The 21,658-nt window shown below is 66.9% G+C and carries 23 protein-coding genes; 20 read left to right on the forward strand and 3 right to left on the reverse strand.

The features are described 5' to 3' along the window. Positions 1–107: 107 nt before the first annotated feature. The 7 genes from CI785_RS17755 to CI785_RS10270 all read left to right on the forward strand — a co-directional run bounded on the left by CI785_RS17755 (position 108) and on the right by CI785_RS10270 (position 6,024). A complete protein-coding gene (locus CI785_RS17755; protein WP_205753601.1) occupies positions 108–512 on the forward strand; it encodes an MmyB family transcriptional regulator in 405 nt (134 codons plus the stop codon). Positions 513–674: 162 nt separating this feature from the next. Next, positions 675–1,421, forward strand: coding sequence for an ABC transporter ATP-binding protein (locus CI785_RS10245; RefSeq protein ID WP_105031970.1), 747 nt, complete (start codon positions 675–677; stop codon positions 1,419–1,421). Further along, the gene (locus CI785_RS10250; RefSeq protein ID WP_105031971.1) at positions 1,408–2,220 is read left to right on the forward strand and encodes a hypothetical protein; all 813 of its coding nucleotides are present in this window, start codon (positions 1,408–1,410) and stop codon (positions 2,218–2,220) included. The genes CI785_RS10245 and CI785_RS10250 overlap by 14 nt, the downstream gene beginning before the upstream one ends. A gap of 52 nt (positions 2,221–2,272) precedes the next feature. Continuing rightward, positions 2,273–3,529 (forward strand): serine hydrolase domain-containing protein, encoded by a 1,257-nt coding sequence (locus CI785_RS10255; RefSeq protein ID WP_105031972.1) that lies wholly within the window; start codon positions 2,273–2,275, stop codon positions 3,527–3,529. A 122-nt stretch (positions 3,530–3,651) separates the two neighbouring features. Then, on the forward strand, positions 3,652–4,836 hold the full coding sequence (locus CI785_RS10260; protein ID WP_105031973.1) for a sensor histidine kinase: 1,185 nt from the start codon (positions 3,652–3,654) through the stop codon (positions 4,834–4,836). After that, the gene (locus tag CI785_RS10265; protein ID WP_105031974.1) at positions 4,833–5,528 is read left to right on the forward strand and encodes a response regulator transcription factor; all 696 of its coding nucleotides are present in this window, start codon (positions 4,833–4,835) and stop codon (positions 5,526–5,528) included. Before CI785_RS10260 ends, CI785_RS10265 begins: the two co-directional genes overlap by 4 nt. Before the next feature lie 163 nt (positions 5,529–5,691). Next, positions 5,692–6,024 (forward strand): DUF6968 family protein, encoded by a 333-nt coding sequence (locus CI785_RS10270; protein ID WP_105031975.1) that lies wholly within the window; start codon positions 5,692–5,694, stop codon positions 6,022–6,024. 195 nt (positions 6,025–6,219) lie between these two features. Here CI785_RS10270 and otsB read toward each other — a convergent pair whose 3' ends face one another. Further along, positions 6,220–6,996, reverse strand: coding sequence for a trehalose-phosphatase (otsB, locus tag CI785_RS10275; RefSeq protein ID WP_105031976.1), 777 nt, complete (start codon positions 6,994–6,996; stop codon positions 6,220–6,222). 201 nt (positions 6,997–7,197) lie between these two features. Between otsB and CI785_RS10280 the strand changes: the two genes are divergently transcribed. The 4 genes from CI785_RS10280 (at position 7,198) to CI785_RS10295 (ending at position 9,296) form a co-directional block, all read left to right on the forward strand. Further along, the gene (locus CI785_RS10280) at positions 7,198–7,629 is read left to right on the forward strand and encodes a universal stress protein (RefSeq protein WP_105031977.1); all 432 of its coding nucleotides are present in this window, start codon (positions 7,198–7,200) and stop codon (positions 7,627–7,629) included. A 207-nt stretch (positions 7,630–7,836) separates the two neighbouring features. Beyond that, positions 7,837–8,508 (forward strand): class I SAM-dependent methyltransferase, encoded by a 672-nt coding sequence (locus CI785_RS10285; RefSeq protein WP_105031978.1) that lies wholly within the window; start codon positions 7,837–7,839, stop codon positions 8,506–8,508. 121 nt (positions 8,509–8,629) lie between these two features. Beyond that, a complete protein-coding gene (locus CI785_RS10290; protein ID WP_105031979.1) occupies positions 8,630–8,917 on the forward strand; it encodes an ArsR/SmtB family transcription factor in 288 nt (95 codons plus the stop codon). After that, on the forward strand, positions 8,907–9,296 hold the full coding sequence (locus CI785_RS10295) for a VOC family protein (RefSeq protein WP_105031980.1): 390 nt from the start codon (positions 8,907–8,909) through the stop codon (positions 9,294–9,296). Before CI785_RS10290 ends, CI785_RS10295 begins: the two co-directional genes overlap by 11 nt. 63 nt (positions 9,297–9,359) lie before the next feature. Here CI785_RS10295 and CI785_RS10300 read toward each other — a convergent pair whose 3' ends face one another. Then, positions 9,360–10,763: a multidrug effflux MFS transporter gene (locus CI785_RS10300; RefSeq protein ID WP_338064897.1), complete on the reverse strand. Its 1,404-nt coding sequence runs from the start codon at positions 10,761–10,763 to the stop codon at positions 9,360–9,362. A 69-nt stretch (positions 10,764–10,832) separates the two neighbouring features. After that, positions 10,833–11,921 (reverse strand): LacI family DNA-binding transcriptional regulator, encoded by a 1,089-nt coding sequence (locus tag CI785_RS10305; RefSeq protein ID WP_105031982.1) that lies wholly within the window; start codon positions 11,919–11,921, stop codon positions 10,833–10,835. Between the two features lie 209 nt (positions 11,922–12,130). Between CI785_RS10305 and CI785_RS10310 the strand changes: the two genes are divergently transcribed. From CI785_RS10310 to CI785_RS10350, 9 genes are all read left to right on the forward strand, one after another. After that, positions 12,131–12,976, forward strand: a complete 846-nt coding sequence (locus CI785_RS10310; protein ID WP_105032166.1) for an ABC transporter substrate-binding protein — start codon at positions 12,131–12,133, stop codon at positions 12,974–12,976. A gap of 95 nt (positions 12,977–13,071) precedes the next feature. After that, entirely contained in the window at positions 13,072–13,860 is a 789-nt protein-coding gene (locus CI785_RS10315) for an amino acid ABC transporter permease (protein ID WP_105031983.1), read from the forward strand. Then, positions 13,857–14,624, forward strand: a complete 768-nt coding sequence (locus tag CI785_RS10320; protein ID WP_105031984.1) for an amino acid ABC transporter ATP-binding protein — start codon at positions 13,857–13,859, stop codon at positions 14,622–14,624. Before CI785_RS10315 ends, CI785_RS10320 begins: the two co-directional genes overlap by 4 nt. Beyond that, on the forward strand, positions 14,624–15,670 hold the full coding sequence (locus CI785_RS10325; protein ID WP_105031985.1) for a Gfo/Idh/MocA family protein: 1,047 nt from the start codon (positions 14,624–14,626) through the stop codon (positions 15,668–15,670). Before CI785_RS10320 ends, CI785_RS10325 begins: the two co-directional genes overlap by 1 nt. A gap of 33 nt (positions 15,671–15,703) precedes the next feature. Further along, positions 15,704–16,819, forward strand: a complete 1,116-nt coding sequence (locus CI785_RS10330) for an NAD(P)/FAD-dependent oxidoreductase (RefSeq protein ID WP_105031986.1) — start codon at positions 15,704–15,706, stop codon at positions 16,817–16,819. Positions 16,820–17,091: 272 nt separating this feature from the next. Then, positions 17,092–18,090: an SIS domain-containing protein gene (locus CI785_RS10335; RefSeq protein ID WP_105031987.1), complete on the forward strand. Its 999-nt coding sequence runs from the start codon at positions 17,092–17,094 to the stop codon at positions 18,088–18,090. A 73-nt stretch (positions 18,091–18,163) separates the two neighbouring features. Beyond that, positions 18,164–19,078 (forward strand): PfkB family carbohydrate kinase, encoded by a 915-nt coding sequence (locus CI785_RS10340; RefSeq protein ID WP_105031988.1) that lies wholly within the window; start codon positions 18,164–18,166, stop codon positions 19,076–19,078. A gap of 6 nt (positions 19,079–19,084) precedes the next feature. Beyond that, on the forward strand, positions 19,085–20,194 hold the full coding sequence (locus CI785_RS10345) for a LacI family DNA-binding transcriptional regulator (RefSeq protein ID WP_105031989.1): 1,110 nt from the start codon (positions 19,085–19,087) through the stop codon (positions 20,192–20,194). A 143-nt stretch (positions 20,195–20,337) separates the two neighbouring features. Beyond that, positions 20,338–21,654, forward strand: a complete 1,317-nt coding sequence (locus CI785_RS10350; protein ID WP_105031990.1) for an ABC transporter substrate-binding protein — start codon at positions 20,338–20,340, stop codon at positions 21,652–21,654. The last annotated feature ends 4 nt before the right edge of the window (positions 21,655–21,658 follow it).

Genomic DNA, 21,658 nt, shown 5'->3' on the forward strand with positions numbered 1-21,658 from the left:
TCCGAGCCGAGCAGCTGGTGCTAGGGCGCCTCGGGCGAGGTCGCAACCGTGATGATCGCGGAGGCAGCCTTGACCGGATCGCCCAGCTGAATGCAGGGCATGGACTGGTGCGCGCTGGTCATCCCACGAATGGCCGTGTACCCGTCAACGGTCCGGGCAGGCAGGGCCAGGGAGTTGCTGGCGAGGAAATCGGTCTGCAGGTAACCGGGTTCGATGAGGTCCACCCGGATGCCGAACTCCGCGAGTTCACCCGCGGACGCACGGCGAAACACCTGCGCCATCCCGTCATCGGCGACATCACGCTCGACGACGAGACCTTCACGATGCCGGGAGACCCGGGCCAGCACCTGTTCGTCTACACCACGGCCCCGGGCACACCCTCGCGACAGGCGATGGAGCTCCTCGGAATCCTCACCACATCTGCACCCGGGGACAGCACCACGCGATCCCCACCCACCCCACGTTCCCTCGGCCCGAACGACCAGGAGCCGGGGCTGCCGAGCGGCACATAGGGGCCGCCACAGCTGCAGGCACAGCAGCCACGGGTTCCACGGGATCCACGGGATCCACGGACTACGGGGTCCCGTGGCCCGACACGCAGACTGTTCTCGCGGCCAGTGGGAACTGTCCCTGAGGCCGGGGCGCGGGGGATGGGCCGCGGGCAGGGTTGAGGCATGGACAACCACACTCCCGCACCCGTCACCATCCGGCATCTGCGCAAGGCGTTCCATGGGGTCCCCCGGGTCGAGGACATCACCTTCACCGTCGGCCCCGGCCGGATCGTGGGTCTCCTGGGCCCCAACGGAGCCGGCAAGACGACCAGCATCCGCATGCTCCTGGGTCTCACAGCAGCCGACTCGGGAGAAGCGCTCGTCTTCGGCAAACCCTTCCGCGAGCTCTCCGACCCCATCCGGCGCGTCGGTGCCGTGCTGGACGCCGGCGGCCTGCACCCCGGGCGCACCGGCCGCGAACACCTGCGCATCGCCGCCGCCCAGGGCTACCTGCCGACGTCGCGCGTCGAGGAGGTGCTCGAGACCGTCGGTATGACGGACGACGCCGGACGCAGGATCCGCGACTACTCGCTGGGCATGCGTCAGCGGGTGGCAGTCGCGACAGCCCTTCTGGGCGGACCGCAGCTCCTCGTGCTCGACGAGCCCGCCAACGGCCTCGACCCGACCGGCATCCACTGGCTGAAACAGTACCTGCGGTCCTTCGCGGACAACGGCGGCAGTGTGCTGCTGTCCTCGCACATGCTCTCCGACGTCGCCCAGATCGCCGACGACATCGTGATCATCGCCGATGGCCGTGTCCGCACCGCCACCTCGCTCGACGAGGCCCTCGCCAGTTCCCGGGGCGACCTCGAGCACTACTACCTCTCCCTGACCGGCACGGACGAAAGGGCTCCCCATGCTGCGCGCTGAGATCCTCAAACTGACCACGACCACCTCGACCAAGGCCGCCATCCTCATCGCCGCCCTCGGGCTGATCGCGACGCAACTCGCCTTCACCCTCCTGCTGCCCGCACTTCGTGAGGACGGCGCTGCCGGGGCCGACGTCAGTGCCGGACTACCGATCATCGACCTGACCCTCCCCGAGAACCAGCTGGCCGCCCTGAACCTGTTCGGGGCATCGATGAGCACAGGGTCGATCGGCGTCGTGATCGTCGCCGTCGTCCTGCTCGGTGTCCTGGCCGGCACCGGTGACTTCCGATACGGCGGCCTCACCGGCGCTGCCCTCGCCGAGCCCCGGAGGTCCCGCATCGTCCTGGCCAAGTCCGGCGCGGCGGCTGCAGCCGGCGCAGTGGCAGGAGTGCTCCTGGCGGCCACGGCCTTCCTGACCCTCCTGGCCACCCTCCTCACCCGGAGCGCAGCCCTGAACGCTCCCCCGGTGCAGGTCCTCGGCCTCCTCGGCCGCGGGGTACTCGCCATCATGCTGCTCAGCCTCATCGGACTGGCCGTCGGCCTGATCCTGCGCAACCAGCTCGCCGCGGTGCTCGTCATGCTCGGCGCCCTGGTGCTCGAGCCCGTGCTGCTGTCGATCGTGCAACTCGCCGCCGGGACCCTGCCCACCTGGGCGCAGTTCCTGCCGGTCTCCCTGTCCCAGGCAGCCGTCGGATCCAGCGGTGCCCTGGCGCCCGGCATCGCCCTCGCGGCCCTCGCCGCCCTGACCGCAACCGTGCTTGCAGCTGCAGCGATCACGCTGCATCGCCGCGACCTCTGATTCCGGACCCGGTTACGCCCCCTCCATCGACCCTCAAAAGTCAGGATCCATCATGCCTGCATCGCCCGCACACCCCATCAGGCGCTCCCTCACGTCCCGCTGGACCGCCGTCACCCTCGCCGCGGCGCTCACTGCAGGCACCGGTATCGCCCTGCTCCAACCCGGCACGCTCGAGCCCACACATGCTGCCGCAGCAGCACCGGCCGGCGCCACCGCCCCCGAACGGCAGGCTGGTCCTGACGTCGGCGTCGTCCAGGAGCAGTTGCAGAAGCTCGTCGACGCCGGGTATCCGTCCGCCTCGGCTGCCGTCACCGGTCCCGACGGGAACACCATCACCCTCGCAGCGGGTACCGGGAACCTCGCCACCGGCGAGCCCGCTCCCGTCGACGGGCAGGTCCGCATCGCCAGCAACACGAAGATGTTCGTCAGCACCGTCGTCCTCCAGCTCGTCGAGGAAGGCGCCGTCACGCTCGACGAACCCGTCGGGACCTACCTCCCCGGACTGGTCACGGGCGAGGGGATCGACGGCGGAGCCATCACCGTCCGGCAGCTGCTGCAGCATACCAGCGGCCTACCCGAGTATGCCGACCGGGTCGCCGCGGATGCCTTCGGCGCCCAGCACACGTTCATCTCACCGAGGGACATGCTCGACATCGCGCTGGAGAAGCCTGCGGTCTTCGTGCCCGGTGCGACGTGGGAATACAGCAATACCAACTATCTGGTCCTCGGACTGGTCATCGAGCGCCTCACCGAGCGACCGCTGTACGAGGAGATCGAGCGGCGCATCGTCGGCCCGCTGCAGCTCGTGAACACGTACCTGCCGGTCCCGGGCGAGCAGGAACTGCGCGGCGTGCATCCCCTCGGTTACCACCTCGACGACGCCGGCGAACTGAAGGACATCACCACCATGGATCCGTCCTTCGCCTGGGCCGCCGGCGCCATGGTCTCCACTCCGAGCGAGCTCAACACCTTCATGAAGGCGCTTCTCGACGGCACCCTCCTGAGCGACGCGAGCCTTGCGGAGATGCGGACGACCGTGCCGGCCGGGGACGAGCTGTGGCCCGAAGCAACCTACGGACTCGGTCTGCAGAGCTATCCGCTCAGCGGTGGCGGCACGGCCTGGGGACACGGCGGAGACATCCCCGGCACCCAGACCCGCAACGCCGTCGGACCTGACGGAACCGCCGTCACGATCGCAGTGGCCGCCCTTCCCTGGGCCATCGTCGACCCCTCCGACGAGGTCGAACTCATGAGCCTGTACAGGATCGTCGTCGAGGCCCTCGACGTGATCCTGCAGGCGGGGTCATAACCCGACACCACCACGGACGCACCGGCGCGCATCCCGCGCCGGTGCGTCCGTGGTTGACTCGATCCGTGCGAACTATCAGGGAGGGCGGACACGGTGCTCCGCGGCGGACCGGAGCAGTTCCGTTGGCGGTCCTTCTTGCGGCAGTCACCTATCTCGGAGCCGGTGTCGGCGGGATCCTGGAACCGGCCCAGGATCTGCTCCTCACCACCCTGCAAGCCGTGCTCGTCGCCGGACAGGCAGCCGCCCTGCTCTTCCGCTGGACCTCACCCGTACGGGTCTTCGCCGCCGTCGTGCTGCTGCACTGCGGGCTGCTCGCCTCCAGCGCCGCCGAACTGGGTATCGGGAGCCTGGCAGTGATGCTTGCCGCCTTCCACCTCGTCCGCCGGTCCGAGCGGCCCGCTGCCCTCCGGGTGCTCTCCGCGATGGCCGTCCTCAGCAGCCTGGTGGGGTTGGTCGCCGCCCTCCACTCCGGCCTCCTGCCTCTTCCGATGGTCTTCGGCCTGATCGCTGCGCGGCTCGTCTTCGAGTACCTGGTTCCCGCCCTGATCGCCGAGTTCAGCCGCGGCCGGGCGCAGCTCCGGGAGGCAGCCCGCGAGCGCCAGGACTTCATCGAACGTGAGCGGATCCACCTCCTACAGCAGGACCGCCGCGCAGAGCGCACGGCACTCGCTCGCGAACTCCACGACATCGCAGGTCACCATCTGTCCGGCATCATCGTCAGTGCGCAGGCAGCCGGCGCGCTGATGGCGTCGGACCCGGAACGGAGCCGCTCGATGCTCCGCGAGCTGGAACAGGAGGCCCGTGCGACGATGGTCGACCTCCGCGGAACCGTGGGGCTGCTACGCCCTGACGACGGCCCGAGAATCGACGACGGACGTACCACCATCGGTATCCCCGGGCTGGCCCACCTGCCGGCGCTCATCCACGCAGCCGCCGGGCGGGGCCAGAACGTCGCCTTCACCGTCACGGGCGAAGAGTTCCGCCTCGGGCCCGTGGCAGAAGCGTCCGTCTACCGGACCGTGCAGGAGTCCCTGACGAACGCCGCCCGCCATGCGCCGGACGCCAGTTGCACCGTCTCGCTCGAGTACCGGACGGAGGAGATGGTGGTCACCGTGGAGAACGCGCCGGGCGCCGGATCCCCGGCACGGGCGGCGGAGGGGACACCGGGTGGTCGGGGGTACGGACTCGTCGGGATGAACGAGCGTGCCGAACTGATCGGAGCCGATCTCGTGACGGGTCCCACGGCGGGCGGCGGGTGGCGCAACCGGCTCCGCATCCCTCGCCCTGCCGGCGGACAGCGACCATGATCCGCGTGATCGTCGCGGACGACCAGCTCATCGTCCGCACCGGGCTCTCCGTCCTGCTCGGCTCGGCGGAGGACATCACGGTGGTCGGTGAAGCCGCGAACGGCGAGGAGGCCGTCCGTCTGACCAGGGAGCTCCGGCCGGATGTCGTGTGCATGGACATCCGCATGCCCGTCATGGACGGCATCACGGCGACGGCCGCCATCACGACCGATGATTCGCTGCACGGCGACGTGCTGATCCTGACGACGTTCGACATCGACGAAGACATCTTCGCCGCCCTCGAAGCCGGCGCTGCCGGGTTCCTGCTCAAAGGGGCGGACGAGGACACGCTGCTCGACGCAGTGCGATCCGTCGCCCGGGGCGGTGGGACGCTCGACCAGCGCCTGACGCGCCGGATCCTGCAGGAGTTCGGCCGGCGACGCCCGGCACCCTCTCCGGCATCACCGCAGCCCCGGTCCGTCCAGCTCGCGACGCCGCTGACCACCCGTGAGCTCGAGGTCCTCCACCTGCTGGCACAGGGCCTGTCCAATGCGGAGATGGCGACCCGACTCTTCGTGGAGCAGACGACCATCAAGTACCACCTTGCGGGGCTGCTGCAGAAGACGGCATCGCGTGACCGCCTGCAGGCCGTGCTGTGGGGCATCAGGAACGGCTTCATCGACGTGGACGCGCACACCGAGAACCGACCGTGAGCGAGGAGCGGCCGCTGACGCAGCCGCAGGGGTGTGCGCACTATCAGGTCTTCACACTGATGCATTGGAACCGGCGTGAACCCCACCCCGTTGGCAAGAAGCGGTGGGCGGACTCTGAGAACCCCCGAATCACCCGACGATCCTCCGTTCCGAAAGGACCTCGATGACACCCGACTACGCGTTCGATCCCGCAGCGATCATCGGAAGCAGAACAATGCAGAGCTCCACCGGGAAGGACGTCATCGTCGAGCTCTGTTCACCTGCAAGAATGCCGGACCCACCCTTCGACTGGTTCTGCGCCTACAGGATCACTGGCCTCGACGATGACGCGATCGACGGCAGAGCCCTTGGGATCGACGCCATCCAGGCTCTTACACTGGCCCTTGTCCACGTCGGGGACAGGCTGAGGACAGCCACGACCGGCCTGACCTTCCTCGGACGGAACGACCTGTTCCTTCCCACGACACCTGTACCCGACCCCTGGGCTGCCCGGTAAGCCACCCGGGGACCGTCGAAGGCACGTGTCGCAGCTACACCTGCCCGAGCGGGACGATCTGAGGCATTCCGGCGCCCCTCACGCTGTCGTGGCGTCCAGGGTGGCTCGGCGACCGGGTCGGGGTGGCCCTGCCGGGTATCTTCGCCCGGCAGCAGGGGGGACTGGCGGCACGACGCCCTCGGGGCTGGTGTTCGCCTAGGGCAGTGCGCCGTCGAGTTCCTGCAGCCAGGACCGGAACTCCTCAGGTCCCCCGAAGTGCGCACCGGGGATCCAGCGCACCTCCGGAGCGATGTCCGCGCCCTCGACGACCAGCGCATGACCGCCGGCAGCGATCACTGCTTCGAAGGCCGGCACGTCTCCGCGATCGTCGCCGGCATAAGCCACCGATTCGAGACCGCTGGCGCCGATGATCCTGCGCAGGGCGGTGCCTTTGTCCTGATCGAGCGGCATGCGGAGTTCCTCGACGAACTTGCCCGGCTCACGCCGTAGACCGTGCGTCTCCATCGCTGTTCGGATGATCGGTGCAATCAGCTCCACGGCGCGGTCCCGGTCCGGAGCACGTCGCCAGTGCACGGCCACGGCGAGGGACTTGTCCTCGATATGGATGCCGTCCACGCCATCCAGTTCCTGGTGCAGCATCGCCGCGACCTCCTCGACGGCGGGTAGCCACTGCTGCGCCTCCGGGCTGACCTCGATTCCGTCAGGTGTGAGGCGCTCCAGACCGTACGAGCCGTGGAGTTGCACGGCCGGTATGGTGGCCTGCCGTGCAAGGAAGGCCACCGGCCGGCCGGACAGGAGGGCGACGACGGACACTTTGCGCGCGAGGCTCGCGAGGATCTCATCGGTGCCCGGCAGTAGTGCGCTCAGGGCAGGATCATCAGTGATCGGAGCGAGGACGCCGTCGAAATCCATGACGATCCCGGTACTCCCACCGGCTGTCAAAGCGCGCAGTGCCGCGGTTGCCTGATCCATGACAGCAACCCTAGCCCGACCGCGCCGTCGAGCGTCGGGCACGATGATCACCCCGCGGATCCATCAGGCCAGGTCGAGTGTTCTGGCGTTTCCCTACGGTAGTACCCGTCGCGCACGCGCTGGCGATGCGGCGTGGCGTCAGGGAAGATATCAGACGTGCCCCGTTGGTCGGGACAGCAGGAACCTCACAAAGGAACAGGAATGCCGAACCCCATCGTCGTCGGAGTCGACGGCAGCGCAACCGCGCAGAAGGCCGCAGAAGTAGCCAGGGATCTCGCTCTCGCGCTCGGTGCCCCACTGCTCGTCGTCTCGGCTTTCGATAGCGATCATGTGGAGGTGAGGCGCAGCGGATCGGAGGAATTCATCATCTCGGCGGCCAACGCCGCTGAGAGGGCGGTCGAGGGCGTCATCAAGAGCCTCCAGAGTCATGACCTCGAGGTCACCCACACCGTTGTCCGCGGCAAGCCGGCGGAATCGCTGGTGAGCGAAGCGGCCCGCGTGGAAGCTCGCATGATCGTGGTCGGGAATCGCCGCATGCGTGGCATCGGCCGGGTACTCGGCAGCGTCGCCAACAGCGTCGCCCACACCGCCTCGTGTGACGTGTATATCGCCAACACCTACGACGCCGAATAAGGCGAACGGGCGCCTGAGCGGGCAGGACGGACGGCAGCCGGTCGCCATCGGGATTTTTGCCAGAACGTCAAAGTTGTTTGCCCGCAGGTGCAATCATCCGAGAACCTTGATCCAGGAGGTCCTCATGAATCAGAACAAGCCGGCCGATGTGGCCGACGGGGTGGTTGTCGGTGCGCGACCTCGCGAGAAGGAAAGCGTGGACGCCCGATGAGCGAGCATGCCGCAACGCATCCGGCGGCGCCTTCCGTGTTCTGGGAGACCCGGTACCAGGAAACCGGCACCGTCTGGTCCGGACGGGTCAACGCGACGACAGCCGACGTCGTCCGCGGCCTGCAACCGGGGCGAGCTGTGGATCTCGGTTGCGGTGAAGGCGGTGATGCGATCTGGCTGGCGCAGCAGGGCTGGAACGTGACGGGCGTGGACATCTCGCCCACCGCCATCACTCGGGCGAGGACGGCAGCCGCCGCCGGCCCCCTGCCGGGAACGGTGCGGTTCGACGCTGTCGACCTGGAATCCTGGTCGGACGGTGAGGACGACGGCGACGGGTACGACCTCGTCTCCGCATCCTTCTTCCACTCCCCGGTCGCCCTGACCAGGACGTCCATTCTTCGCGCTGCCGCATCCCGCATAGTCACCGATGGCCACCTACTCATCGTGACCCACGCAGCAGCACCTCCATGGGCGCCTCCCGAGACACACAGGAAGCACACCTTCCTCACACCGGACGAGGAGATCGCGGAGCTCGGACTCGACCGGGACCTCTGGGAGGTCCGCATCTCCGAGACCCGGAGCCGCACGACGACAGGACCCGACGGCGAGGCCGCGACCCTCGACGACGGCGTCGTCCTCCTGCGACGTCGGCGGCCCTTCAGCCCGTGACACCCCTCGTAGGACATCCCCGCATCGACTCATGCACGGCGGGGCGATCCGACCCCGCCCGCACCACCTCACCCGCTGGCGACACTTTACAGGTAAGCGTTCACTTACCTATCCTGTCGGTGTGACGGACATCTATCGGGCGTTGGCCGACGAGACGCGGCGGGCGCTGCTGGATGAACTCCTGGGTCGGAAGCAGCAGACCCTGTTCGAGCTGTGTTCGAAGCTCGCGACGAATCACGACCTGACTCCGACACGCCAGGCAGTGGCGCAGCATCTCGACGTCCTGGAGTCAGCCGGTCTTGTGCACTCGGAGCGGAGCGGACGCTACCGGTTCCACACCATCGACACATCGCCCTTGGCCGAGATCCTCGACCGATGGCCACCGGAAAGGCAGAGTCATGAAACTTGAAGCAGTCAGCATCTTCGTCGACGACCAGCAGCGAGCCGTGGATTTCTACACGCACCACCTGGGCTTCGCGGTGTCCGCGGACATACCTATGGGCGAGCACCGATGGCTCACCGTGATCGACCCTGAACGCCCCCGGGGCACCCAGATCTCCCTCGAGCCGAAGGGGCACCCTGCCGTCGCACCCTTCACCGATGCACTCGCCTCCGATGGCATACCGTTCTGCGTCCTCGGGGTTGCCGACGTGCAGGCCGAGTACGAGAGGCTGACCGCCCTGGGCGTCACCTTCACACAGCCTCCTACCGACATGGGGCCTGTCATCGTGGCCGTACTCGACGACACCGTGGGCAATCTGCTGCAGCTCGCACAACTCGTCGGCTGACCTCGGGTACGGAATGCCGCGGACCGCTGAACCCGGGGCTTCACCGGACCGATCGGGCCGTCCTCACAGACCTTTCCGACCGGATCTCCTGACGCCGGAGATGAGGAGGAGGCCGCCGATGGAGGCGCAGCACAGCATGACGACGGCGGTCGGCACAGGGGAAGACAGCCCGAACATGCCGGAGACAGGAGCAATGACGGCCGATCCGGCCATGTTGGATGCTCCGAGGAGGGACGCTGCGGTGCCGGCACGCAGGCCGTGGTGCTCCAGGGCCGTGGCCTGAAGTGCCGGGGACACCAGTCCGAAGGCGGTCGTGAACGCCATGATCGGCGCGGTCAGGCCCCACAGGCCGAACTCCGGGGCCACGCCGACGCTCAGCAGCAGGATCACCATGGCCGCCACCAGGGCGACCGCCCCGATGCGGATCACGAGCACGGACGAGGAGCGCCGGGCAATGAAGCCTCCGGCCTGCGCCCCGAGCACCATCAGCGCACCCTGGGCCCCGAACAGCAGTGCGTAACCCGTAGGGGTCAGCCCGAACACTTCCTGCAGCAGGAAAGCACTGCCCGCCATGTACGACATCATCGCCGCGAACAGGAATCCTCCGGCCAGCGCGAGGTCGCGGAACTGACGGTCGCCCAGAAGACTGCGGTAGTCGTCACGCACGCGCACACCCTTCCGGAGCAGGCGGCGGTCGGCAGTGTGGGTCTCATTGCGCAGCAGGATCACCCCTGCGATACAGAGCAGCACCAGACCATAGAGGAGCAGGATCCAGAAGAGCCCTCTCCATCCCACGACCTGCAACAGCTGCGCGCCAAGGGCGGGTGAGATCACCACGAACACTCCCGAGGCAATGGCCAACCGTGCCAGGAACACCAGCAACTGCTTGCCGGCATACAGGTCCCGGACGATCGCAAGGGCGATGACCGCACACGCCGCCGAGCCCATGCCCTGGAACGCCCGGCTCACGATCAACCACCCGAGGTCAGGGGCGAGGGCGCACGAGGCTGTCGCGAGGCAGTAGACGACGATCATCACCGAGAGCGGACGGGCCCGTCCGACAGCGTCGGACACCGGTCCTGACGCCAACTGACCGATCCCCATACCGATGAAGGCCGCCGTGAGAGTGAGCTGGACGCCGGACTCGGGGGAGCCGAAATCGCGGCGGATCGTAGGAAGGGACGGCAGGTACAGGTCCATGGTCAGCGGCCAGATCACCTGGAGCATCACAAGGGCGAGGACGAGAAGAACGACCCGCTGTCGAGGTCCCTTCTGATCGGTTCGGGATGGGTCGGGAACCACGTGAGCTGTGTGCTCCATGCAGCGGGCCTCCTGGATAGCGCTTTCCCTCCATCTAAGTACGGAACGCTGCATCTGGATAGGCCGGAGAAGTCGACTCGGCGACCTCACGGGTCGCATTGGACGAGCCCGCGGGAGCCCTCGATCCGGCATCATCGGCCGGGGCATGACTATCGACCGGCGCGTGAGCGAGTGCCGGTGCACATGAAGCTATCGATGCTCGCCATGCCCCCACATCTACACGGAGACTCTCGGCCGGCGGTCCGGGGCCCCCACCGATCCGCGGAGCAGTAGCTCCGATTCGAACAGCAGATTCCCAGGCTGCAGCGGACGCCCCAGGATCTGATCGAGCAGCGCAGTTGCCGTCGCTGCCCCGATATCGTAGACGGGTTGGGCGACCACCGTGATGGGCGGTTTCATGAGCTGCGCCCACGGCATGTCGTCGTACATCATGAACGACACGTCATCGGGGATCCTCATATCGAGGTCCTGGATGGTGCGAAGTACATCCAGGGCGATCAGGCTGTCGGACGCGATGATCGCCGTGGCCGGCGACGCGCATTGCAGCAGTTCCTCGACGATCTCGCGGATGGGTTTCGGCTTACCCGCACTCAGGCGGATCAGATCCTCGGATGTCGGGATGCCGGCAGCACGGAACGCCCTGCGCATGCCGGCCAGACGTTCGGACACAGGGTTGGTGCCCAGGTCCAGCTCCTCGCCGGGCGACCAGCTCCCGACGTCGAGCGACGAGATGTACCCGATGCGGGTATGTCCGACCTCGATCAGGTGACTCACCGCTTCGAACGCCGTCCCGTCCATCTTCGCCATGGCGGCACTCACTCCCAGGGCGGGGATCTGGCGGTCGAGCAGCACGAGCGGACGGCCCGATTCGACGACATCCCGCAGGTGGTCCACCGACAGTTGCGAAGCAGGCGCCACAATCATGCCGTCGACGCGCTTGTCCAGCAGGACGCGCACGGCTTCCGCTTCTGCGGTGACATCCTCCCCCGTATTGATGAGGATCACGTCGAAACCCTCTGCTTTGGCGGCATCCGAGATGCCCCGCATGGCGAGGCTGAAGAAGGGATTCTCGATGTCTCCCACCACGACGCCGAGCGTCTTGGACCTGCCGGTATTCATGCTCCGCGCTACTTCGTTCGGACGGTACTCCAGCGCCGCAGCGGCCGCCAGTACCCGGGAGCGGACCTCATCACTGACAGCACCGTAGGCACCCAGTGCCCGAGCGGCCTGCGCCTTCGACACCTTCGCTTCCCGTGCGACATCTGCGACCGTCGCATCCTTGCGGCGAGAGGAAGAAGTACTCATCGTGACCTTTCCGGAAAGGTTGACCCTCAACGGATCAGTGTGTAGATTCCTCAGCAACCCAAATGTGAGTCCGGTCTCACTCTAACGGATTGAGACCGGACTCAACGAGGGGTTGGCCTTCCTTCTTCCAGCAACTTCCCGGCTGTCCGGCACCGAAGTGCCATCATCGATTGGACGAACCAGTGAACAAAGTCTTCCGCTTCCGCCCCATGGCCACCGCCGCGGCCACCACCCTGGCCGCACTGCTGGTCCTCACGGGATGCGGGTCCTCCCCTTCGGCATCCCCGGAGGAGAACCCCTATGGCCTGATCGAACCAGGCACCATCCGTGTGGCGAGCCTGGGTGATGCCAAGCCCTACACGTTCACGGATGAGAGCGGGAACTTCACCGGTTTCGACGTCGAACTGTTCCAGGACGTAGCAGGGCGCATCGGCGTGGACGACGTCGTCTTCACCGGGCAGGATTTCTCCGGCCTGCTGTCGGCCGTCGCGAACGGGCAGTTCGACGTCGGTGTCGCAGCCATCGGCATCACGGAGGAGCGCAAGCAGACCGTGGAATTCTCGGAGGGCTACCTCGCCGGCTACCTCACCGTCATCACCACGAAGGACTCAGGCGTGAAGGACGCCGAAAGCCTCGACGGTCACCGGCTGGGCGTCGTGCAGGGGACCTTGCAGGAGGCGTACGCGGTGAAGAACTTCACCGACACCGACCTCGTCCGCTTCCCGGACAACAACTCGGCCATTGCCGCCGTCAACGGCGGGTCCGTCGATGCCCACTTCCTCGATTACGAAGCGGCCAAGGACTACACGGAGAAATTCGGCCTGGTCTCGGCTGCGGACATCCCGTCGTTCGATGCTCCGGCAGGGTTCGCTCTCGCCAAGGGCAACGACGAGTTGAAGACTGCGCTCGACGAGGGTCTGGCCGAGGCGATGGAGGACGGTACATGGAAGGAGCTCTACGAGAAGTGGTTCCCCGGCTCGCCGATGCCCGAGCAGTACCTGCCGTCCGCCGAACGCACGTCCGAGCCGACTCCCGAACCGACCCCGAGCAACTAGCTCGGGTCTCGTCCACCCGAGAACCCACTCGGGAACACCCTCCAAGGGGGCCGCAGAGCGGCCCGCACCCCGGCTACAGACACTGAGAGCTAGACATGGACTTCCTGGACAATCTGACCAAGACATTTCTCGACGTCGACGCGATGCTCGCCGTCCTGCCCCAACTGCTGGGCGTCGGCCTGGTCAACACGCTGATCATCTCCGCTGCAGCGACGGTCATCGGGGTGGTGCTGGGAATGGTGGTCGCCGTGATGGGCATATCGACATCGCGCTGGCTCCGGATCCCTGCCCGGATCTACACGGACCTGTTCCGGGGGCTACCCGCCATCCTGACGATCCTGCTCATCGGTCAGGGCTTTGCCAGGATGAGCCAGGAGATCTTCGGGCCCTCGCCGTATCCGCTGGGCATCATCGCTCTCAGCCTCATCGCCAGCGCCTACATCGGCGAGATCTTCCGCGCCGGCATTCAAAGCGTGGAGAAGGGGCAGCTGGAAGCCTGCCGTGCCCTCGGCATGGGGTACGGCAAGGCCATGGCGCTGGTCGTCATCCCGCAGGGAGTGCGACGGGTCCTTCCAGCCCTGGTGAACCAGTTCATCGCGATCGTGAAGGACTCCTCCCTGGTCTACTTCCTGGGCCTCCTGGTCTCCGAACGTGAACTCTTCCGCGTCGGCCAGGACGCAGCGGTACTGACAGGGAACCTCTCGCCCCTGGTGATGGCGGGAGTCTTCTACCTGATCATCACCGTCCCCCTGACCCACCTGGTCAACTACTTCGATGCCCGCTTCCGCAGCGGACGGCGCCGCCCCACAGCCCCCAGCAGCGGACTGAACGAAGTCAAAGAACTCGATGCGGTCACGCCGCACATCACAGGGAGCAACACATGAGCACCTCCACGAACACCTCCGCCGATCTCCTCACGTTCAGGGGGTCCAGCCTGGAAGTCCGGGACCTCACGATGGCCTTCGGCGACATCAAGGTCCTGCGCGGTGTGAGCCTGTCGATAGCCCCGGGAACCACGACCTGCATCATCGGGCCCTCGGGCTCGGGGAAGTCCACCCTGCTCCGCGGCATCAACCGCCTCCATGAACCCGCGGGCGGGGACGTGCTCCTCGATGGAGAGAGCGCGCTGAACGTCAAACCGGACGTCCTGCGCAGTCGCATCGGCATGGTCTTCCAGCACTTCAACCTCTTCCCCGACCACACCGCACTCGAGAACGTCGCCCTCGCGCTCTGGAGCGTCAAGGGCATGTCGAAGGCGGAAGCCAGGGAACGCGCCCGACGCCGGCTCGCCGAGGTCGGCCTCGCCGAACGCGCCAACCACCGCCCCCGGGACCTCTCCGGAGGCCAGCAGCAACGCGTCGCCATCGCCCGGGCCCTGGCGATGGAACCGGAAGTCATGCTGTTCGACGAAGCCACCTCCGCACTGGATCCGGAACTCGTCAAGGGCGTCCTGACCCTCATGGCCGGTCTCTGCGAGCGCGGGATGACGATGGCCGTCGTCACCCATGAGATGGGTTTCGCCCGCAGGGTCGCCGATCAGGTGGTGTTCATGGACGAGGGTGAAGTCATCGAAGCCGGCAAACCCGCCGACCTCTTCGACAACCCCCGGAGCGAGCGCCTCCGGCGCTTCCTGTCGGAGGTCCTCTGATGCGCGATGCCGGCCTCCTCCGCACCGCCGTCCTCGGGTTCGGCGTATCCGGCAAGGTCTTCCACGCCCCGCTCATCGAGGCGGACCCGGACTACTCACTGGACGTGATCGTCACCGCGAACCCCGCCCGGGCCGGCCTCGCCGCACAGTCCTATCCCGGAGCCCGGATCATCGGAACGGCAGAGGAACTGTTCACCGCTCTCGATTCCGGTGAACTGGAACTGGACCTCCTCGTCCTGGGGACACCTCCCGGCACACATGTGGAACTGGCGAACAAGGCCTTCGACCGCGGGCTGAACGTCGTCGTGGACAAACCCTTCGTACCCACGAGCGCGGAGGGCGAGATCCTCATCGAGCGAGCCGCCGGGGCCGGGGTGATGCTCACCGTGTTCCAGAACCGTCGCTGGGACGCGGACTACCTGACACTGAAGAAACTGCTCGATGACGGCGCCCTGGGACAGGTCCGGTCCTTCGAGTCCCGGTTCGAGTGGTGGATGCCCGAGGGCTTCGGCAACTGGCGGGACGAGGCCACCATCGCCGAAGGCGGGGGGATCCTCCACGACCTCGGAGCACACCTCATCGACCAGGCCATCGAACTCTTCGGCCCCGTTTCCGGGACCTACGGCGAGACCGCAGCGTACACCCCCGGCAGTGGCGCCGACCAGGACAGCTTCGTGTCGCTGCAGCACCGGTCAGGAGTCCGGTCGCGGCTGTGGATGAACGGTCTTGCAGCACAGGTCGGAGCCCGGTTCCACGTCCTCGGATCCACCGCCGGATACACCACGTGGGGGCTGGACGGGCAGGAAGCGGCACTGGCATCCGGAATGCTCCCCACCCATGAGAAGTACGGCGTGGAGCCCGACAGCAGGTGGGGCCTGCTCGGTGTCGACGGCGCGACGGTGCCCGTACCCGCCGAGCGCGGCAGCTACCCCACGTTCTACACCCTGCTTGCCGCAGCGCTGCGCGACGGGACACCACCCCCGGTCGATCCCGCCCGATCGGTCGCGGTCCTGCGGATCATCGAGAAAATCCACGGCGCCGGCTGACCGGCCGACGCCTCCCCAGAAAGAGAGTTATCCATGACCCCCTCCCCCTCCCGCGTGGCCGTTATCGGCGGCGGCATCCTCGGCGTCTCCGCCGCTGTCCACCTGCTGCGCGGTGGTGCGTCCGTCGTCCTGGTGACCGAGGCCGAGCTGGCCAGCGGCGCCTCCGGGCGGTCGCTGTCCTGGCTGAACTCCGCAGGCGAACGCACCACCCCGTACCACGAGCTGCGCGTGGCCGGCATCGACCGGTACCGCACGCTCTTCGCTGCGGACCCGACCCGGGAATGGCTCCACTTCGACGGCGGCCTCCACTGGGCAGCCGACGGTGAGGACGGCACCACCAGGGACCGCCACGCCTACGAGAAGGCGCACGGTTACGACTCGCGACTGGTCACCCCCGAAACGGTCGGCGACTACACCACGGGCATCAATCCGGAGTCCGTCCCCGGCGCGGCCATCTTCAACCCGGGCGAGGGATGGGTCAGCCTGCCGCACCTGATCGAATTCCTCATGGACGAGTTCAAGCACCGCGGGGGCGAACTGGTGACCCACGCAGGCAAGACCTCCGTCCAGGTCACGGACGGACAAACCACCGGGGTGACAACCGCGCAGGGCGAGCAGTACCACGCCGACACGGTCGTGGTGGCCTGTGGCCCGCAGACCCCCGCCGTGGTCAAGGAACTCGGGGTGGAGATCCCCGACGCCTCACCGGTGTCGATGCTCGTCCTCACCGAACCGGTAGCCCAGGAGGTGCGACCCGTCATGAACACCCCGCGCGCCGCGCTCCGGCCGAATCCCGGGAACACCCTGGCGCTGGACCATGACTGGTACGAGGAAAGCATCACCGAGAACGCGGATGGCACCTACACCATCCCGGAATCAGTGGTGCAGCAACTGGCGGACGAAGCCTCCGTGCTGCTCCAGGGAGAACCGCCGCTGAAGGCTGCCTCGTGGAAGCTCGGTCGCAAGCCGATCCCGGGTGACGGTGAACCCGTCTTCGGAGAGCTGCAGGAAGTCCCCGGGTGCTTCGTCGCCTTCACCCACTCCGGGGCGACCCTCGGGCTCATCGCAGGCGAACTGCTGGCCGAGGAGATCCTGACCGGACAGAAGCATCCGATGCTCGCGACGTTCCGGCCCGAGCGGTTCCACTGACAGAACCTGCTCCGCGCACGACGACGGCCTCCGGGTCGAGGGACCTGCAGCACCCTCGACCCGGAGGCCGTCCCGTCTGTAGGGACAGGAGCATTGCGGTGATCACGGTCGATCGGACGCCCGGTCGGTCGATCCGAGCCGTTTTCTCGCCGACCCGTTGACTTCTCCTGCCGACCCGGCGAAGATTGAGCGTGATTGATACCGGTATCAACTCGTATCAGTCGTCGCCTCGTAGACGAGAGCGGTTCCCACCAGCAGGAGGAGAAAACGAGTTGCTCGGCTTCAACAAAGAGGAAACCCAGGCCCAGATCAGAAGCGCGATCGCCCTTCGCCCCGAGATCGAGAAAACCGTGGCGTTCATCGAGGAGCGTGGTTACGACAACATCTACTTCATCGGCGCCGGCGGCACCTACGCAGCTGTCCTGCCCTACGAGCTCTACTTCCAGGCGTACTCCACCCTCCCGGTGCGTGCGGCCATCGGCAAGGAGCTGATGCTGGCCCAGGACGCCGCCTTCGGTGAGCGCTCCATCGCCGTCTTCACCTCCATCTCCGGCACCACCGAGGACGTACTCGAAGCCATCGAGTTCGCCAAGTCCAGGGGCGCCTACACGATCGGTTTCACCGGGTACGACGACAGCCCCTTCGCCCAGGCCGTCGACTGCTCGATCATCTCCGCACCCAAGACCTGGTTCGATGTCCAGCTCCTGCTGTTCACCACGGGGGTCCTCAGTCGCCGCGGCGAGTTCGACGACTACGAGGCCTTCGCCGACGAACTCACGAACCTGCCCGACGCGATCGTCGCCGCTGCGGAGCGGGCCGAGCCCATCGCGGAAGCCTTCGCGAGGAAGCACTCCGACACCGACTACTACTTCGTCGTGGGCGCGGGCAACCTGTGGGGCTACGCCTACCTCTACTCCATGTGCGTGCTCGAGGAGATGCAATGGCTGCGCACCACGCGCGTGCATGGCGCCGAGTTCTTCCATGGATCGCTCGAGCTCATCGAGAAGGACACGGCACTGCTGCTGTTCAAGGGTGAGGACCAGAGCCGGCCCCTCATGGACCGCGTCGAGAACTTCGCGGTGAAGTACAGCGACGACGTCACCACCATCGACACGAGGGACTACGCGCTCGAGGGCGTCAGCGAGCGCTTCCGACCCTTCATCGGCCCGATGGTCATCGACGCGGTCACGCATCGCTTCAGCAAGCACCTCGAGGCCGTCCGCGGGCACTCGCTCGACCTACGACGCTACTACCGCGTCGTGGAGTACTGAGTCCCCAGGAGACGTATCCGGTTGCGGGGCTGGGAACCAGCCCCGCAACCGTTCGATCATGAAAAGAGCAGATGTGAGAGTTGCGGGTTTCGGCGACAACATCGTCGACCGGTTCATCGACCGCCGGATCATGTATCCCGGTGGCAACTGCGTCAATTTCGCCGTCTACTCCCGACAACTCGGCGTCGACTCCGCCTATCTGGGCGTGTTCGGAGACGATCACCACGGGCGTTTCGTGCACGGGATCCTGGACAGCCTCGGCATCGACCTGCGCCGCTGCCCGTTCCGGGACGGCCCCAACGGCGCCACCGATATCGAGGTCGTCGACGGGGAGCGTTTCTTCCGCAGCTGGAACGAAGGCGGCGTGACCGCCAGTGCCCCCTTCCACCTCACGCCCGACGACCTGGTGTACCTAAGCGGGTTCGACCTCATCCACTCCAGCGTCTTCTCGGCCTCCGTACCGGAGCTACCCGCGCTACGCACCACAGGTGCGCTCGTCTCCTTCGACTTCTCCGACGACCCGGCGCACCGGACGGACGACTACCTCCACGCCGTCGTACCAGCCATCGATCTTGCGCTCGTGTCCTTCGCCGGCGCAGTCGAGGCGCAGGTCGAGGACGAGGTGCGACGCATCGCCGCCCATGGCTCACCGCTCGTGCTCGCCACCCGCGGCCCGTACGGCGCCTTACTGTTCGACGGCGAGGACTTCCACCGCGTGGGTGCGACCGGCACGGATCCCGGGCGCTTCAAGGACACGATGGGTTGTGGCGACGCCTTCCTCGCCGCGTTCACCCTCTCACTGCTCCGCTCAGGATGGTCGCGCGCTACTCCTCCGTCGTCCGCCGACATCCGGGACGCTCTCGCCGACGGCTCCCGCTACGCGGCGCTCCAGTGCTACGTCGAAGGCGCGTTCGCGCACGGACGACGCTTCGACGATGAGGAATACTCGAATCATGAACAGCGTCGAGTGTCCTCAGCCGGAAAATAGGCGGCGATGACGTCGGACCGCCCTCGTCCCACCTCCTCCCCCACGATCTCCGAAGTAGCCGCCGCGGCCGGCGTGGGGCGCGCCACGGTGGCCCGCAGCCTCGGTGGCTACGGATCGGTGAGTGAACCGACCAGGGCGCACGTACTGGCCGTGGCCGCGCGCCTCGGCTACCGTGCGAACAGCCTTGCGCGCAGCATGACCACGGGGGTCACGAAGACCCTCGGCGTCGTGCTCGCCGACATCGCGAATCCGTTCTTCGCCGGCGTCCTGCGGGGCCTCTCCGACACCGCCAAGCAGGAGGGCTACGACCTCCTGGTACTCAGCACCGATGAGAAGCTCGCCGAGGAACAGGCCGCGGTCGGCCTCCTCCTCGACAAGCAGGTCGACGGACTGGTCATCGCGTCGGCCGCCACTGCCGGCGACGACCTGAGTCACCTCCTGGCCGCCAGGGAGCGGAACACCCCGCTCGTGCTCATCGACCGGCTGGTGAGCGGCTTCGATGCGGACTCGGTGGTCATCAACAACCGGGAGGCGGCGAGGGAGGCCGTCACCACCATGATCGCCGCAGGACACACCCGTATCGGTTTCGTGTGGGGGCCGGTCACGGTGCAACCGGCAGAGGATCTGGGGACGATGCGCTCGGTCATCGCCGGAGCCCTGTGGAGCGATGGTGAACGACTCAGCGGATACCTCGATGCGCTGCTCGAAGCAGGCATCGAGTTCGACACCTCGCTCGTGACCCATGTGCTGAAGACCGAGGGCCAGGCGGCGCGGGCCGTCTCCGGGATGCTCGCCCTCGCACAACCACCGACGGCGTTCTTCACCACCGAGACCGACGCGACGGTGGGAACCCTACGGGCACTGCGCACCCGCGGACTGCGCTACCCGGACGACGTCTCGCTCCTGGGTTTCGACGACACGCCCTGGGCGGCAGTGATGGACCCACCCCTCACGATGGTCGCCCAGCCCATGCAGGAGGTCGGCGCGAGGGCCGCCGAGATCGTCACCGGACGCATCAAGGGCGACGATTCCGATGTCGTCCACGACGTCCTTGACGCTCGACTCGTCCAGCGCCACTCCGTGCAGCACCGCGCCGCACGCGTACTGCCTCTCTGACTCAGAAATCTCGCTGAAGGACTAGGCAGGGTCCTCTCTCCTTGCTATCGTCTGATACCGGTATCAACTTTGATACCCGGCACCACTTCTGATCCAACGGCGGGTCTGCGCTGCAGCTGGCCGTACCAGCGAAAGAGAGAACGATGCTGAAAGTCAGGCAGATCGGATTGGCTGCGGTTGCTGCCATGGCCGTCACCCTCACGGGCTGCGGGTCGTCAGCTCCGCAGGAGACAGCGGACCTCGCGGCCGAGCCCGAGTACTCGGGCACGCTGAGCATCCTCACCAAGTTCGGAGGTGAACCCCTCGAGAGCTACTTCTCCGACCTCGCCTCCGAATACATGCAGATGCACCCGGATGTGCAGTTCGAGCTCATCCAGGAGACCGACCAGAGCATCAAGGACAAGACCAAGACGCTCACCGCGTCCCAGGCGCTCCCCGACATCTACTTCACCTGGGCCGGTGACTGGGCAGCCAACTTCGTCGACGCCGGACTGGCTGCCGACCTCACCCCGGTCATCGAGCCGGGTACCGAGTGGGGCGACACATTCGGCGAGGCCTCCCTGAGCGCATTCCAGTACGACGGCAAGTACTACGCCGTGCCGCTCTACAACAACGGCAAGTTCATGGGCTACAACGAGAAGATCTTCACCGAGCTCGGCATCGAGCCTCCCACCGGTTTCGACGAGCTCATCAGCGCGTGCGGCACCATCCGGGACGCCGGGTACGAACCCATCGCCTTCGGGAACAAGGACGGCTGGCCGGCACTGCACTACCTCCAGCAGCTGTTCGCCTACAACGTCCCGCAGGACACGCTGCAGGCCGATTTCGACCCGGAGACAGCTACCTGGGAGGACGAGGGTTACATCAGGTCACTCGAGCAGTTCTCCACCCTCGTGACGGAGTGCACAGGCTCGGGCGCCGATTCGAACGGCGTCCTCTACACCACCGCCCAGCAGGCGCTCGCCGAAGGGCGTGCCGCCATGTACTACCAGGAGATCCTCGAGTTCGACACCTCGGCCGCAGAAGGCACACCCCTCAGCAAGGACGGCTTCGGGATCTTCCCCCTGCCCGTCCCGGCAGGCGCGAAGGGCGATCCTGGCGCCATCGAGGGCTCACCCGAGGGATACATCATCAACGCCCGCTCGGAACGGGCCGCCCTGGCGGCCGACTTCATGGAGTTCGTCACCGAATCGGCGAACGCCTCGACGCTCTCCGCACCCCCCTACGGCCAGCCCAGCGCCGTGGTAGGCGCGGTCACCGCTGACAGCTCGAGCCCGAGCGTCGTGAAGGGCATCGAAATGGTCAATGACGCGTCCTCCACCGTCATCTGGCTCGACTCCGTGACCGTCCCCGACGTCGCCGACGCATGGCTGGCCGGTGGCGAGGCCCTCATCAGCGGTGACAGCACCCCCGAGGAGATCCTCTCCAGTGTCCAGGCCGCATCCGAAGCCTCCAAGTGACCGA

The sequence above is a fragment of the Arthrobacter ruber genome, from assembly GCF_002954225.1.
Taxonomy (GTDB): domain Bacteria; phylum Actinomycetota; class Actinomycetes; order Actinomycetales; family Micrococcaceae; genus Arthrobacter_D; species Arthrobacter_D ruber.